Consider the following 13,794-nt stretch of genomic DNA (forward strand, 5'->3'; position numbering starts at 1 on the left):
AGACACCGATGGCCCGCCAACGCCAGATCCGGCAAGCGTCGTGAAACGGGCTCAACAGCCTGCACCTCCACAGGAAGGACTCGATGTGGGACCTGTACCGAAGCCAATGAGGACGTCCAGTTCCGAGCAGCCCAGTCACCTCCGGCTCGTCGGCATCGGCGCGGGCCCGGCCAACCTGAGTCTGGCCGCACTGCTGCACGGCGATCCGGAGCAGCCGAACCTCTTCCTCGACCGGAAGCCCCACTTCACCTGGCACGACGACCAGCTCATCACCGGCGCGACCCTCCAGGTGTCGATCTTCAAGGACCTGGTGAGCCTGTCCGACCCGACCAACCGGTTCTCGTTCCTGTCCTATCTGCACGAGCACGGCCGGATGTACCACTTCCTCAACGCCCAGTTCTCCGAGGTGCCGCGCACCGAGTTCCGCAACTACCTGGCCTGGGCGGCCGAGACCAACGAGAACGTGGTCTTCTCCGAGACCGTCGAACGGGTCGACTTCGACGGAGTCTTCCGCGTCACCACCGACCGTCGCCAGGTCACCGCCGACAACATCGCCGTGGGCGTCGGCACCGTTCCGTGGGTGCCCGAGTTCGCTGTCCCGCACCTGGGGGCGGGCCACTTCCACGTCAGCCAGTATCTGAGCCAGGCGAAGGAACTGGCGGGCAAGCGGGTCGCCGTGGTCGGCGGTGGCCAGTCCGGGGCCGAGGCGTTCCTCGACCTGATCTCGCGGCCCGAATCCGAGCGGCCGGCCTGGGTCTCGTGGGTCTCCAGGCGCCGCAACTACTTCCCGATCGACGACTCGACCTTCACCAACGACTTCTACATGCCGGGGTACTCCGACTACTTCTACCGGCTGTCCGAGTCCAAGCGTGCCGAGCTCAACTCGGCCCACCTGCTGAGTTCGGACGGGATCTCCGAGTCGACCCTCCGGGCGATCTACCAGCAGCTGTACCGGCTCCAGTTCATCGAGCGCGACGAGCACCGATTCGGGCTCCTGCCCAACCGGACCGTCGTGTCCGCCGACCGCACGGGCAGCGGGGACTTCGAGGTGACGCTGCGTCACAACGACGAGTCCGGCCAGAGCCAGTGTCTCCCGGTCGACGCGGTGGTGTGGGCGACCGGCTTCCGGGCCGCTCCCAAGTCCTTCCTGGAGCCCCTGATGGACCGCATCGAGACCGAGAACGGTGAGGTCCGTGTCGACGAGGACTTCGCGATCAGCTGGGACGGCCCGCCGGACCGGAAGATCTTCGTGCAGAACGCGGTGCGCGGCCAGCGAGGACTGCCCGACGTGAACCTGAGTCTGAACGCCTGGCGGGCCCAGCGCATCGCCAACCGCCTGCGGGGCTGCAGCGCTCCCGAACCGGCGATGTCCTTCATCGACTGGTCGGCCAAGAACGGACGGGGCACTCAGTGGACACGGTAGACCTCGCCATCGTCGGCGGCGGAGTCATCGGCGCGCTCGTCGCCCGCGAAGCGGTCGCGGCCTTCCCCGACGTGACCGTCGCCGTCCTGGAACGCGGCCTGATCGGCCAGGGCGCCTCCAGCCGCTCGGCCGGCGTCCATTTCCCGCGCGGCGCGACCGCACGGGTCAGGTCCATGAGCGAGCACTCCCAGCACGTCTGGGAACGCCTGGCCGCCGAACTCGACCTGCCGATCCGTGAAGTGGACGCGACGGTCGTCACGTCCGGTGACGCCGACGCGCTCTCCGCCACCTACCTACGACTCGGTGACGAGACCGCCCCGGCCGACCCGGCCCGCGGCTGGGAGGCTCCGCCGGGCGCCCGTGCGTGGACTCTGCCCGGGTGCCACTACGCCGACGTCCAAGGGGTCGCCGGCCGTGTGCTGGCCGGCGTCCGCGACCGCGTGACGGTGCTGGAGGGAACCGAGGTCACGGAACTCTCCTCCGACGGCGCCTACCACCGCCTCACCCTCGGCCAGGGCCGCGAACTGCTCGCCCGGCGGGTCGTCCTGGCCCCCGGTCCGTGGCTCGCGCACCCCGCTTGGGCCGACCTGGTCGCCCCGCTCGGCCTGCGGGTCAAGAAGGTCGTCGCCACCCATGTCGAATCGTCTCCGGCACCCGACGATCCGCTCACGATCTTCGATGACGAGGACGCCTTCCTCCTGCCGCTCCACGGGCGCGGCCACTTCCTGTTCAGCTACACGAGCGATCGCTGGGACGTCGCCCCCGACGACGCCGGACTCGTCCTGGAGCCGTCCGACCTCGACGATGCCCGAGCCGTCCTGGGTCGCTTCGCGCCCGGCCTGGTGGCCCGGTGCGACTCGGGCCGGGTCTTCTGCGACGCCTACAGCCCGAGCCGCGAACCCGTCGTCGCCGAACTGAGGCCCGGCCTGGTCTTCGCCGGAGCCGCGAACGGCTCGGGCTACCGCCTGGCACCCGCCATCGCCGCCGAGACCGTCGCCGCCCTGGATCTCACCCCGACCCGAACCCTCTCCCAGCCACGACAGAGGCAGTCATGATCCTCAACTATTACAGCGAATCCGAACTGTCCGAAGCCTTCGGCATCGACATGTCCTCGGTCGAGGGCCTGGGAGTGGGTGCCGGCTGGGGCCGTGTCGCCCCCGGCGTCACCTCTGCCGGCCACCAGCACGACGAGACCGAGTTCTTCGTCATCGTCGCCGGTACGGGCGAGCTGAGCATCGACGGTCGCACCCATCCGGCCCGGCCCGGCACCGTGGTCCTGTTCGAGCCGTTCGAGTCGCACACCATCACCAACACCGGCGAGACGGACCTGGTCTTCTTCACCCAGTACTGGCGCGACTCGGCCCGCGCTCGCGTCTCGGCGCTGTCGCGTACCCGTCCGAACCACACCGACCGGCCCCAGTTCGTCTTCTCCACTCCTCCGACCCCCAACGGCGACCTTCACCTCGGTCACCTCTCCGGCCCCTACCTCGGTGCCGACGTCTACGTCCGATACCAGCGCCTCAACGGCAACCGCGCCTGGCACCTGACCGGCAGTGACGACTTCCAGAGCTACGTCGAGGCCGTTGCCGCTCGCGAGAACTCCACCCCCGCCGAGGTCGCCGCCCACTACTCGGCCGAGATCGCCGCGACTCTCAAGGCGATGGACATCGAGGTCGACCAGTACTACGTCACCAGCGTGGACGAGGGCTACCCCGAAGGCCTCCAGCGCTACTTCACCCGCCTGGTCGATTCCGGACGCGTCAGCCCCAAGGCGACGCCTGCCCTGTCCGACGCCGAGACAGGCGAGTACCTCTACGAGGTCAACGTCGGCGGCACCTGCCCCAGCTGTTCCCACGGCACCGGTGGCAACATCTGCGAAGAATGCGGCGAGCCCAACCTCGTCGCCGACCTCGTCGATCCGTCCTCTCGCATCAGCAGCACCGCACCGAAGCACGCCGAAGTCGAGCGCTACACGCTGCCGCTGCACGAGTTCGCCGACGCCGTCGCCGACCACCACCGGCTCGGCCGGGTCCCGGCCCGCCTGCGCGAACTGGCCCGGCGCGTCTTCGCCCGCGACACGCTCGACCTGCCGGTCTCCCACCCTTCCGACTGGGGAGTGCGGCCCGCCGAGGACGACCTGGACGGCCAGGTCATCTGGGTCTGGCCGGAGATGAGTCACGGCTTCCTCCACGGCATCGAACGGCTCGGCGCCGAGCTGGGGGAGCGCTGGTCGAAGGAGGTGCCTTCCCCCGACTGGAAGATCGTGCACTTCTTCGGCTACGACAACAGCTTCTACCACTCGATTCTCTACCCGGTCCTGTACCGGCTGGCCTTCCCCGAGTGGAACCCCGACATCGACTACCACGTCAACGAGTTCTATCTGCTCGAAGGCCAGAAGTTCTCCACCAGCAGGCGGCACGCGATCTGGGGCAAGGAGATTCTGACTCCCGACACCGTCGACGCCGTCCGCTACTACCTCTCCCGCACCCGCCCCGAGGGCGAGCGCACCGATTTCCGCCGCGCCGAGTTCGACCGCGCCTGTGCCGGCACGCTCGTCGGACAGTGGGAGGAGTGGCTCGGCGACCTGGGCGACCGTATCGACCGTCACTTCGGCGGCGTCGTCCCTGACGCAGGCACCTGGACCAGCGAGCACACCGCCTTCCTGGCCCGCCTGTCGCTACGGCTCGACGAGATCACCGCCGCCCTCAATCCCGAAGGGTTCTCGCTGAGGGCCGCCGCGACCGTACTCGACGGCATCGTCACCGATGTGCGTGCCTTCTCCCGTCAGCAGTCCGCCTTGGCCCAGGACGACCGATGGAGCTCCGAGGCCCGCACCGCCATCGCCCTGGAACTGGCCGCGGCCCGCCTCCTCGCCACCGCCTCGGCTCCCTTGATGCCGCGCTTCTCGGCGAAACTCGCCGCCGCCCTCGGCATCCCGGCGATCGAGACCTGGCCCGACACGGCCGACCTGGTCGAGGCCGGCAGCCGCTGCACCCTCTCGGGCACCCGCTTCTTCAGCACCGGCGAGCAGCGATGACCGAATCGATCATCAACCGCATCATCGCCGCCAGGCCCGACCACGACGGTGCCATCACCGTCACCGGCCTCGGCCACCGCACCACCATGCCGCTGGCCGAGTTCCACGACCGGGCCAAGGCCGTCGCCTGTGCCCTGCGCCGCCGGGGCATCGGCGCGGGAGACCGCATCGGCATCCTCTCGGCCAACCGTCTCGAATGGGTGCTGCTCGACCTCGCCGCCCTCATGATCAAGGCACAGACCGCCGGTTTTGAACCCGGCAAGTTCAGTCCCGACAGCGATCTGATCGAGCGCTACGAACTCGACGTTCTCTACACCGACGCTCCGCTGTCCGACGATGCCCCGTCCCGAGCGATGCCGATCTCGACCATCGCCGGCGATGCGGAGGAGGCCACCGCGGCTCTCGACCCCGTCGAATGGGGCGCCACGGAATGCACCACCGTCAAGTTCACCTCCGGCTCCACCGGAGCCCCCAAGGGACTTGAAGCCACCGTCGGCAGTATCGACTCATCGCTGCACGCTGTTCAAAGCCTGTTCGACCATCGTCCGGGCGACGACATTCTTACCTTTCTGCCCCTCTCGCTTCTCCAACAGCGCTACTGGCTCTATTCGGCGCTGTATTGGGGGCACGACATCACCATCACGACCTACCAGTCCGTCTTCGCCGTGATGCCGACCGTCCGCCCCACCGTCGTCATGGGTGTCCCCGCCTTCTTCGACACCGCCAAGCGGCACCTCGAAAGCAGCCTCGCCGACGGCGTCGAACCCGCCAAGGCCGCCGCCGAACTCTTCGGTGACCGCATCCGCTACCTGTGGACGGGCTCGGCTCCCGCCGACCCGACAACGCTCAGGTTCTACAACGAAGCCGGGCTTCCCATCTACGAGGGCTACGGCCTCAACGAAACCTGTATCACCACCAAGAACCACCCCGGCGCTCATCGTGAAGGCAGCGTGGGCCGGCCTCTCCCCGGCAAGGAGATCGTCATCGACGACGAAGGCGTGGTCTGCGTCCGCAGCGACCACCCGGTCAACACCGCCTACACATACGCCGCCCCCGGTGACAGCGAACGCATGTTCAAGCCTGGCGGTGTCGTCCGTACCGGGGACCTGGGACGCCTCGACGAAGACGGCTTCCTGTACATCCTCGGACGCGCCGACGACGTCATCGTCCTCGACAACGCCAAGAAGATCATCGTCAGGCCCGTCGAGACCCGTTTCCGTGACACCGGTGCGGTGGCCGAATGCGTCCTCTACTGCCCCAGCCCAGCCGGACTGGTCGCCGTCGTCTCTCCCCACCCCGGCCCGGTCGACACCACCGCGATCGCCCAGGCGCTCGCCACGGTCAACGCCGCGTCCGAACCGGATGAGCGCATCTGCCGCGTCATCGTCGCCGACGAACCGTTCACCGTCGACAACGGGCTCCTCACCTCTCAGTTCAAACCGATCCGCAAGCGCATCGCCGACCGTTACCGCGACCGCATCGACGACCCGAAGGCAGGTATCCATGCCCACTGACCTCGACACCCTGGCCCGCGAACAGCTCTCCCAGGTGCTGCGCGACCACCCCGACCCCGTGGCCCTCGACCCCGACGAGGACCTCGTCCAGACCTATGGGATCACCTCCCTCAACAAGGTCCTGTTCCTGACCTCCCTGTGCAAGGCGGCCGAAGTCGGTCTCGACAAGTTCACCGAGGACGACCTCGCCCGCATGCGCACCCTCGGTGACGTCGTCGACGCCCTGCGGCCCCACGCCCCCCTGAAGGGATGAGTTTCTTGAGCCACACCGCCTGGAGCCAGAGCGCTTCCACGCTCCTTGCGAACGAGCACGTCGAACTCCATCCCATCTCGGAGAGCGACCGCGAACCGCTTCGCAAAATCGCATTCGATCAGCGCATCTGGACGTACTTCGTCTCCCGGGTCGAGAGCGACACCGACTTCGACACGTTCTTCGACGCCATGCTCGCCGACCAGAACAGCGGCAAGCGCGCGGTCTACGTCATCGTCGACAAGAGCACCGGACAGACCGCTGGAAGCAGCAGCTACGGCAACCTCGCCGAAGCGGACCGGCGCCTTGAGATCGGATGGTCATGGCTCGGTGTCGACTTCCAGGGAAAGGGCGTCAACCGGTGGGCCAAGTACCTGCTTCTCAAGCATGCGTTCGAAGTCATGGGCGCTGAACGTGTCGAGTTCAAGACCGACGTCCTCAACGCTCAGGCCCGGGCCGGCCTGCGCAACATCGGTGCGTACGAAGAAGGCGTCATGCGCAGTTTCAACCCCATGCCCGAGGGCAGGAGGCGCGACGCGATCTACTATTCCGTGCTCCGTGCCGAATGGCCCTCGGTCCGGGACCAGCTCAGCCGGCTCGGCAAGGCCGTCAACCCGTGCGCATGAACAGCGTGCCGCTCCTTGAGTTGTCCGGCCCGCCGCGCGCCCGCGGGATCACACACGGACGCGCGCTGGCCGGACGGCTCCGCGGCTTTCTCGACGACTCGCTCGCCCGCCTCGGCCACCTCGCCGACCGGCCGGTGGACCTCGACTCGCTGCGACCGAGCATCGCCGCCCACCGTGATGTCGTCGCCGCCGCCCTGCCGGACCTCGCCGAGGAGGTCGACGGTCTCGCCGCCGGCGTCGGAGTCGACCGCGACGCGGCCTGGCTGCTGCAACTGCGGCGCGAGGTTCTGGGGTACAGCCGTGTCACCGCCGGGGACTGCACCACCTATGCCTCGGTCCGGGGCCGGCCGGTGCTGGCACAGACAGTCGACCTGAACGGGAACCTCGACGACCAGATCGCCGTCCTCGCGGTATCCGGACCGCGCCACCGCTCCCTGGTGCTCAGCTTCGCCGGACTCCTGGGCTACCTCGGTGTCAACGACGCCGGAATCGCCATCGGCCTCAATCTCGTTCTCGGCGGTGAATGGGAGCCGGGAGTGCCGCCGTACCTGGCGATCCGGCACGTTCTGGACAGTGCCGACAGTGTCGACCAGGCCGTCGAGATACTGTGCGAACTCCCGTTGGCCAGCTCGCGATCGTTCATGATCTGCGGCGAGGAACGGGCCGTGTGCGTCGAATCTCTGGGCTCGCAGCGAAGCATTCTCGAAGATGCCGACCTGGCGCACACCAACCACTTCCTGGACCCGGATTTCGCCGAAAGAGACGAGATCAACGTCTTCGCCAAGAACTCATCAAGGCGACGTCTGGAGGCAGTTCGAGAGGCGGGCATCCCGGATGCGAGCGACACCGCGAGCCATCACCGGCTCCTTTCGACGCCACCGATCCTCGTGCCGGACAACGGCGACATCCGACGCGAGCGGACCGTCGCGGCAGTGATACTCCGCCCGGATCTGGGCGAGATTCGGCTTTGGCCGGGTGATCCGTCCACTGCCGAGGGGCAAGTTCACTCTTTGCAGCAATGGTCGGCATCCGGTTCGCATCGGTAATCGGGGTGCGTAGTCGCGGGGCGGGAAAGTCAGTCCGGTGCGTCCTTCGGAATGCGTTTGTCGCGGATGTGGGTGATGAGGGTGGGCTCGTAGTTTCCCTTCGTATGGGTGGTTGATTCGGACTGGAGGGAGTTGTCGTGGCAGGTCGGAGTGTTTCGGTGAGGGGGGCGGGGTCGTGATCCGGGTGGCGGTGGTCGGTGCGGCCGGTTATATCGGCGGGGAGTTGTTGCGGCTGTTGCTGGGACATCCCGAGGTCGAGGTGGTGGGCGCGGTCTCGTCCCGTTTCCCGGGCAAGCGGGTCGACGGGGTGCATCCGAATCTGCGGTCCGCCACCGATCTGTCGTTCTGTACGGCCGAGGAGGTCCCGGAGTGCGACGCGGTGTTCCTGGCGCTGCCGCACCGGGCCGCGATGACACAGATCGACCAGTGGATCCAGCGGTCGAAACTCGTCATCGATCTGACCGGGGACTTCCGGCTCGACGACACAGAGGTCTTCGAGCGTTACTACGGCGAGAAGCACCAGGCCCCGCACCTCCTGGACGATTTCGTGCCCGGGCTTCCCGAACTGCACCGCGACAGCCTGCGCGGCGCGGACCGGATCAGCGTGCCCGGCTGCATGGCCGCGGCGGGCGTACTCGCGCTCTACCCCCTGGTGGCCCGTGACCTGATCGATGTCGAAGCGGGAGCGCAGTTCGACGCCCGTACCGGCTCCAGCGGCTCCGGCTCAACCGCGGGCCCGGCCAACCTGCACGCCGAACGCAGCGGTGCCATGCGCGTGTTCGCGCCCACCGGTCACCGGCACGAGGCCGAGATCTCCCGGCACCTGGGCCTGCCGGCCGCGATGACCGCCACCGGCGTCGAAGCGGTCCGCGGAGTGCAGACCATCTGCCACGCCACCCTGCGCCCCGGCGTCGACAAACAGGCCGTGCGCCGGGCCTTTCGCGAGCAGTACGCCGACGAACCCTTCGTCCGCGTCGTCGCCCACCAGCGCGGCATCTTCCGCTACCCCGACCCGAAGATCCTGCTCGGATCCAACTACTGCGACGTCGGCTACGCCCTCGACGAGGACACCGGACGCCTGACCACGATCGGCGCCCTGGACAACCTCGTCAAAGGCGGCGCGGGCAACGCCGTGCAGTGCCTCAACATCCGCATGGGCCGGCCCGAGACCCTCGGCCTGACCTTCCCCGGCCTCCACCCCCTGTGAACCCCGGCCAACCGGAGAGACCGTGACCACCAAACCGCTGACCGTCGTCAAATGCGGCGGCAATCCGGCCGTGGACGCCGCGGGCATCTGCGCCGACGTCGCCCGTCTCGTCCACGAAGGACACTCGATCCTCCTCGTCCATGGCGGCTCCGGCGAGATCGGACGCCTCGCCGGCAGACTCGGCGTCGCCCAACGCACCCTCGTCGCCCCGGACAACGTGTCCACGCGCTACACCGACCCGGACACCCTCGAAGTGGTCGTCCTCGCCCTGGCCGGCGCGGTCAAGCCCGCACTCGTGGCGGAACTCTCCCGCCACAAGGTGCCCGCGGTCGGCCTCACCGGCATGGACGGCCACATGCTCCGAGCCCGCCGCAAATCCGCCGTCCGCGCCGTCGTCGACGGCCGCACCGTCCTGATCCGCGACAACCACAGCGGCCGGATCACCACGGTCCACACCGAACTCCCCGAGACCCTCCTGCGCGCCGGCTACGTACCGGTGATCTCACCGCCCGCCATCGACGAACACGACCAGCCCGTCAACGTCGATGCCGACCGCGCCGCGGCAGCACTGGCCGCCGCCCTCGGCGCCGACCAGCTCCTCCTGCTCACCGGCGCACCCGGTGTACTCGCCGACCCCGACGACCCCACCAGCGTGCAGAGCACCCACCAGATATCCCCCACCGGCCCACCCAACCCGTCCGCCACCGGCGGCATGGCGCTCAAACTCATCGCCGCACGCGAAGCGCTCACTGGCAAAGTCGCCACCGTACGCATCGCGGACGGACGCACCCCCGAACCCGTCAGCCGAGCACTCGCGGGGGCCGGCACCACGGTGCACATCTCATGCGCGGGGGCGCCGGCCCACAGCTCACGCGAAAGGGAGATCCGCACATGAGCGAACCGAATGGCACACCAGCGAAGTGGCAGGGCGGCACGGTCTGGCTGACCGGGCTGCCGAGCGCCGGCAAGACCACCATCGCGGTCGGTCTCGCCGAGCGGCTGCGCTCCGGTGGACACCGAGTCCAGGTGCTCGACGGTGACGAGGTCCGTGCCGCCCTCTCCGCGGAACTGGGATTCTCCAAGGAGGACAGGGACGCCAACGTGCGGCGGATCGGTTACGTGGCCGGGCTGCTCGCCGAGCACGGCGTCACGGTGCTGGTGCCGGTCATCGCCCCCTATGCGCCCTCCCGCGCGGCGGTCCGGGACCTGCACGCGGCGCGCGGCGTCCCCTACCTCGAGGTGCACGTGGCGACTCCGGTGGAGATCTGCGCCGACCGGGACGTCAAGAGCCTCTACGCCAGGCAGGCGGCAGGCGAGCTCAGCGGTCTCACCGGCGCGGACGACCCCTACGAGGCGCCGGTCGACCCCGATCTGCGTGTCCACACGCAGCACCAGACGGTCGACGAGTCGGTCCGGCAGGTGCGTGCGCTGCTCACGGCACGGGGTCTGTCGTGACCGCCCCCGCGCCGGCCGTGCCCACCGGCCGCCCCGGACCCCTCGGCCCGCGGGTGGACCCGGTGCCCCGGCTGACGCACCTCGACATGCTGGAGGCCGAGGCGGCACACATCTTCCGCGAGGTGGCGGGGGAGTTCGACCGGTCGACGCTGCTGTTCTCCGGCGGCAAGGACTCGATCGTCATGCTGCACGTGGCGCTCAAGGCGTTCGCCCCGGCGCCCCTGCCGTTCTCCCTGCTGCACGTGGACACCGGGCACAACTTCCCCGAGGTGATCGCCTACCGCGACCGGGTCGTCGAGAAGCACGGTCTCCGGCTCGACGTGGCATCCGTGCAGTCGTACATCGACGACGGAACGCTCCGCGAGCGGCCGGACGGCACCCGCAATCCGCTCCAGACCATTCCGCTGCTGGACGCTGTCCGCGACGGCCGCTTCGGCGCGGTGTTCGGCGGCGGCCGGCGCGACGAGGAAAAAGCGCGCGCCAAGGAGCGGGTGTTCAGCCTGCGGGACGAGTTCGGCGCCTGGGAGCCGCGCAGACAGCGGCCTGAGCTGTGGCAGCTCTACAACGGCCACCACCAGCCCGGTGAGCACTTCCGCGTCTTCCCCCTGTCCAACTGGACCGAACTGGACGTCTGGCAGTACATCGAGCACGAAGGCATCGAACTGCCGGAGATCTACTTCGCGCACTGGCGGAAGGTGTTCCGGCGCGACGGCATGTGGCTGGCGCCCGGCGACTGGGGCGGCCCCCGGGACGACGAGTCCGTGTGCGAGCGCCGGGTCCGGTACCGCACGGTCGGTGACATGTCCTGCACCGGCGCGGTCGACTCGTCCGCCTCGACGGTGGAAGAGGTGATCGCGGAGATCGCCGCGAGCCGCGTCACCGAGCGCGGCGCGAGCAGGGCCGACGACCGGCTGTCCGAGGCCGCCATGGAGGACCGCAAGCGAGAAGGGTACTTCTAGACATGTCAACGGGCGTCGCGGAAGCGGCAGATCAGACCGGCTCCGCCGGCCGGCTCTCGGGCGGCCTGCTGCGGCTGGCCACCTGCGGGTCGGTCGACGACGGCAAGTCCACCTTGGTCGGACGGCTGCTGTACGACACCAAGTCCGTCCTCGCCGACCAGGCGGCGGCCATCGAGGAGGTGTCCCGCAGGCGCGGTCAGGACGGCCCCGACCTGGCTCTGCTGACCGACGGCCTGCGGGCGGAACGGGAACAGGGCATCACCATCGACGTGGCCTACCGCTACTTCGCGACGCCCGCGCGGCGGTTCATCCTCGCGGACACCCCTGGTCACGTGCAGTACACGCGCAACATGGTCACGGGCGCTTCCACCGCGGACCTGGCGGTGATCCTGGTCGACGCGCGCAACGGCGTGGTCGCGCAGACGATGAGACACGGCGCGATCGCGGCACTGCTGCGGGTGCCGCACGTCGTGCTGGCGGTCAACAAGATGGACACCGTCGGCTACCAGGAGTCCACCTTCACCGCGATCGCTGACGAGTTCGCCGGGCGGGCGCGCGAGTTGGGCATCACGGACGTCACCGCCATCCCGATGTCGGCGCTGACCGGCGACAACGTGGTCGAGCCGTCGACCAGGATGGACTGGTACGACGGTGACACGCTGCTGTCCCACCTGGAGAACGTGCCGGTCGGAGGGGATCCGGTCAGCAAGCCGCTGCGACTGCCGGTGCAGTACGTGATCCGGCACCCCTCGCAGCAGCGGCAGGTGGTGGAGCGCTGGCCGGCCGGACAACTCGCCTCCGGCATGCTCAGGGTCGGCGACACCGTCGTCGTGCAACCGTCCGGGGCGACCAGTACGGTCGCCGGCCTCAGCGTGCTCGGCAAGGAGACCGACAGCGTGTGGGCGCCCCAGTCGGTGGCCGTCCGGCTCGCCGACGAGATCGACATCTCCCGAGGCGACATGCTGACCGCGGGCCCCGCTCCACAGATGCTGCGGCACATCACCGCCACGGTGTGCCATCTGCACGACCGTCCGCTGCGCGCCCGACAGCGCGTGCTGCTCAAACACACCACCAGGACGGTCCCGGCGATGGTGGACCGGATCGACTACCGCATGGACGTCACCGACGCCCGCCGGCTGCCCGGCCAGGACGGTCTCGGCGCCAACGACATCGGCGGGGTACAGATCCGCACCGCCGAGCCGCTAGCCGTCGACGACTACCTGGAGAACAGACGAACCGGCTCGTTCCTGCTCATCGACCCGCAGGACGGGGCGACACTCGCCGCGGGGATGGCCGACGCGCGGACGGGGGACCAGCACCTTCGGCAGTAGCGGGCCCGGTGACTGCGGCCGGCGGGGATCGGACCGAGCAGGGAGCCGCCGCCACGCCGTAGATGCCGCCGACCACTCCGACCGCCGGCGCGAGACGGTCAGCGTGTACGGGGCCGACTCGCCCGCGGGCGAGGGGCGGCATTCGAGGAGTCCACCGAGCGGGGGCTGCGGGCGCTGTTCGAGGTGCACGTCTTCGGCCCGGCCGCCCTCACCCGGGCCGTGCTGCCGTACATGCGCGAGCGGCGCTCGGGCGCGATCGTGCAGATGAGCAGCATGGGCGGGCAGCTGTCCTTCGCGGGCTTCTCCGCGTACAGCGCGACGAAGTTCGCCCTGGAGGGCATGTCCGAGGCACTCGCGGACGAGGTCGCGGAGTTCGGCGTCAAGGTGCTGATCGTGGAGCCGGGCGCCTTCCGCACGGGCCTGTTCGAGACCGGGCGGGCCGGTGTCAGTGCGGACAGCGGCGTGTACGGCAAGGTGAGCGAGACCCGCGGGTTCGTCGCCGGCGGCGACGGCACCCAGCCCGGCGACCCGGCCAAGGCCGCCGCCCTCATCCTGGCCGCTCGACGCCGACTCCACGCCCCTGCGTCTGCCCCTCGGCGACGACGGCGTCAGCGCGGTCCTCGGCCATCTCGACCAGGTGCGCGACGAGGTCCTGACGTGGGAGAAGCGGTCGCGGGCCACGGGGTTCGACGACTGACCGCCGCCCCCCGGGGCCTCGGCGGGAGACTGACCACCCGCGCACGCCGTCCGGCCAGGCAACGAGGCCTGGCTGACCTGACTGACCTGCGTGCCGCCCGCGCGAACAGGGGCAACAGCCGCCCAGTACACGCCGTGACGGGGGATAGCCGTCCGCCGTGTGCGCGTCGTGACGGGGGGCAGCCGACCGCCCCGTACACGCCGCGACGGGGGACAGCCGACCGCCCCGTGAACGCCGCGACGGCGCGGT

General features: G+C 69.3%; 12 protein-coding genes and 1 pseudogene. All 13 read left to right on the forward strand.

Annotated features, from left to right (window positions below):
• Positions 1–106: 106 nt before the first annotated feature.
• Positions 107–1,423: a lysine N(6)-hydroxylase/L-ornithine N(5)-oxygenase family protein gene (locus PV963_RS29955; RefSeq protein ID WP_274819125.1), complete on the forward strand. Its 1,317-nt coding sequence runs from the start codon at positions 107–109 to the stop codon at positions 1,421–1,423.
• Positions 1,411–2,478 (forward strand): NAD(P)/FAD-dependent oxidoreductase, encoded by a 1,068-nt coding sequence (locus PV963_RS29960; protein WP_274819126.1) that lies wholly within the window; start codon positions 1,411–1,413, stop codon positions 2,476–2,478. Before PV963_RS29955 ends, PV963_RS29960 begins: the two co-directional genes overlap by 13 nt.
• Positions 2,475–4,460 carry a class I tRNA ligase family protein gene (locus PV963_RS29965; protein ID WP_274819128.1) on the forward strand — a complete coding sequence of 662 codons (1,986 nt, stop codon included), beginning with the start codon at positions 2,475–2,477 and terminating at the stop codon, positions 4,458–4,460. The genes PV963_RS29960 and PV963_RS29965 overlap by 4 nt, the downstream gene beginning before the upstream one ends.
• Entirely contained in the window at positions 4,457–5,974 is a 1,518-nt protein-coding gene (locus PV963_RS29970) for an AMP-binding protein (protein ID WP_274819129.1), read from the forward strand. The genes PV963_RS29965 and PV963_RS29970 overlap by 4 nt, the downstream gene beginning before the upstream one ends.
• Positions 5,964–6,227 (forward strand): phosphopantetheine-binding protein, encoded by a 264-nt coding sequence (locus tag PV963_RS29975; protein WP_274819131.1) that lies wholly within the window; start codon positions 5,964–5,966, stop codon positions 6,225–6,227. Before PV963_RS29970 ends, PV963_RS29975 begins: the two co-directional genes overlap by 11 nt.
• Positions 6,224–6,850 (forward strand): GNAT family N-acetyltransferase, encoded by a 627-nt coding sequence (locus tag PV963_RS29980; RefSeq protein ID WP_274819133.1) that lies wholly within the window; start codon positions 6,224–6,226, stop codon positions 6,848–6,850. Before PV963_RS29975 ends, PV963_RS29980 begins: the two co-directional genes overlap by 4 nt.
• Positions 6,847–7,896, forward strand: coding sequence for a C45 family autoproteolytic acyltransferase/hydolase (locus tag PV963_RS29985; RefSeq protein ID WP_274819135.1), 1,050 nt, complete (start codon positions 6,847–6,849; stop codon positions 7,894–7,896). The genes PV963_RS29980 and PV963_RS29985 overlap by 4 nt, the downstream gene beginning before the upstream one ends.
• Positions 7,897–8,071: 175 nt before the next feature.
• Complete coding sequence (argC, locus tag PV963_RS29990; protein WP_274819136.1) at positions 8,072–9,103, forward strand: N-acetyl-gamma-glutamyl-phosphate reductase; 1,032 nt, start codon at positions 8,072–8,074, stop codon at positions 9,101–9,103.
• Positions 9,104–9,125: 22 nt separating this feature from the next.
• On the forward strand, positions 9,126–9,998 hold the full coding sequence (locus PV963_RS29995; RefSeq protein WP_274819138.1) for a [LysW]-aminoadipate kinase: 873 nt from the start codon (positions 9,126–9,128) through the stop codon (positions 9,996–9,998).
• Positions 9,995–10,558 carry an adenylyl-sulfate kinase gene (gene cysC, locus PV963_RS30000; RefSeq protein ID WP_274819139.1) on the forward strand — a complete coding sequence of 188 codons (564 nt, stop codon included), beginning with the start codon at positions 9,995–9,997 and terminating at the stop codon, positions 10,556–10,558. Before PV963_RS29995 ends, cysC begins: the two co-directional genes overlap by 4 nt.
• Positions 10,559–10,644: 86 nt before the next feature.
• Positions 10,645–11,517 carry a sulfate adenylyltransferase subunit CysD gene (cysD, locus tag PV963_RS30005; protein ID WP_274822157.1) on the forward strand — a complete coding sequence of 291 codons (873 nt, stop codon included), beginning with the start codon at positions 10,645–10,647 and terminating at the stop codon, positions 11,515–11,517.
• Between the two features lie 2 nt (positions 11,518–11,519).
• Positions 11,520–12,848: a sulfate adenylyltransferase subunit 1 gene (locus tag PV963_RS30010; protein WP_274819141.1), complete on the forward strand. Its 1,329-nt coding sequence runs from the start codon at positions 11,520–11,522 to the stop codon at positions 12,846–12,848.
• 138 nt (positions 12,849–12,986) lie between these two features.
• Positions 12,987–13,545: pseudogene (locus PV963_RS30015) on the forward strand (SDR family NAD(P)-dependent oxidoreductase); the annotation flags it as partial.
• Between the last annotated feature and the right edge of the window lie 249 nt (positions 13,546–13,794).

Origin of the sequence: Streptomyces coeruleorubidus (assembly GCF_028885415.1) — a bacterium.
Lineage (GTDB): Bacteria > Actinomycetota > Actinomycetes > Streptomycetales > Streptomycetaceae > Streptomyces > Streptomyces coeruleorubidus_A.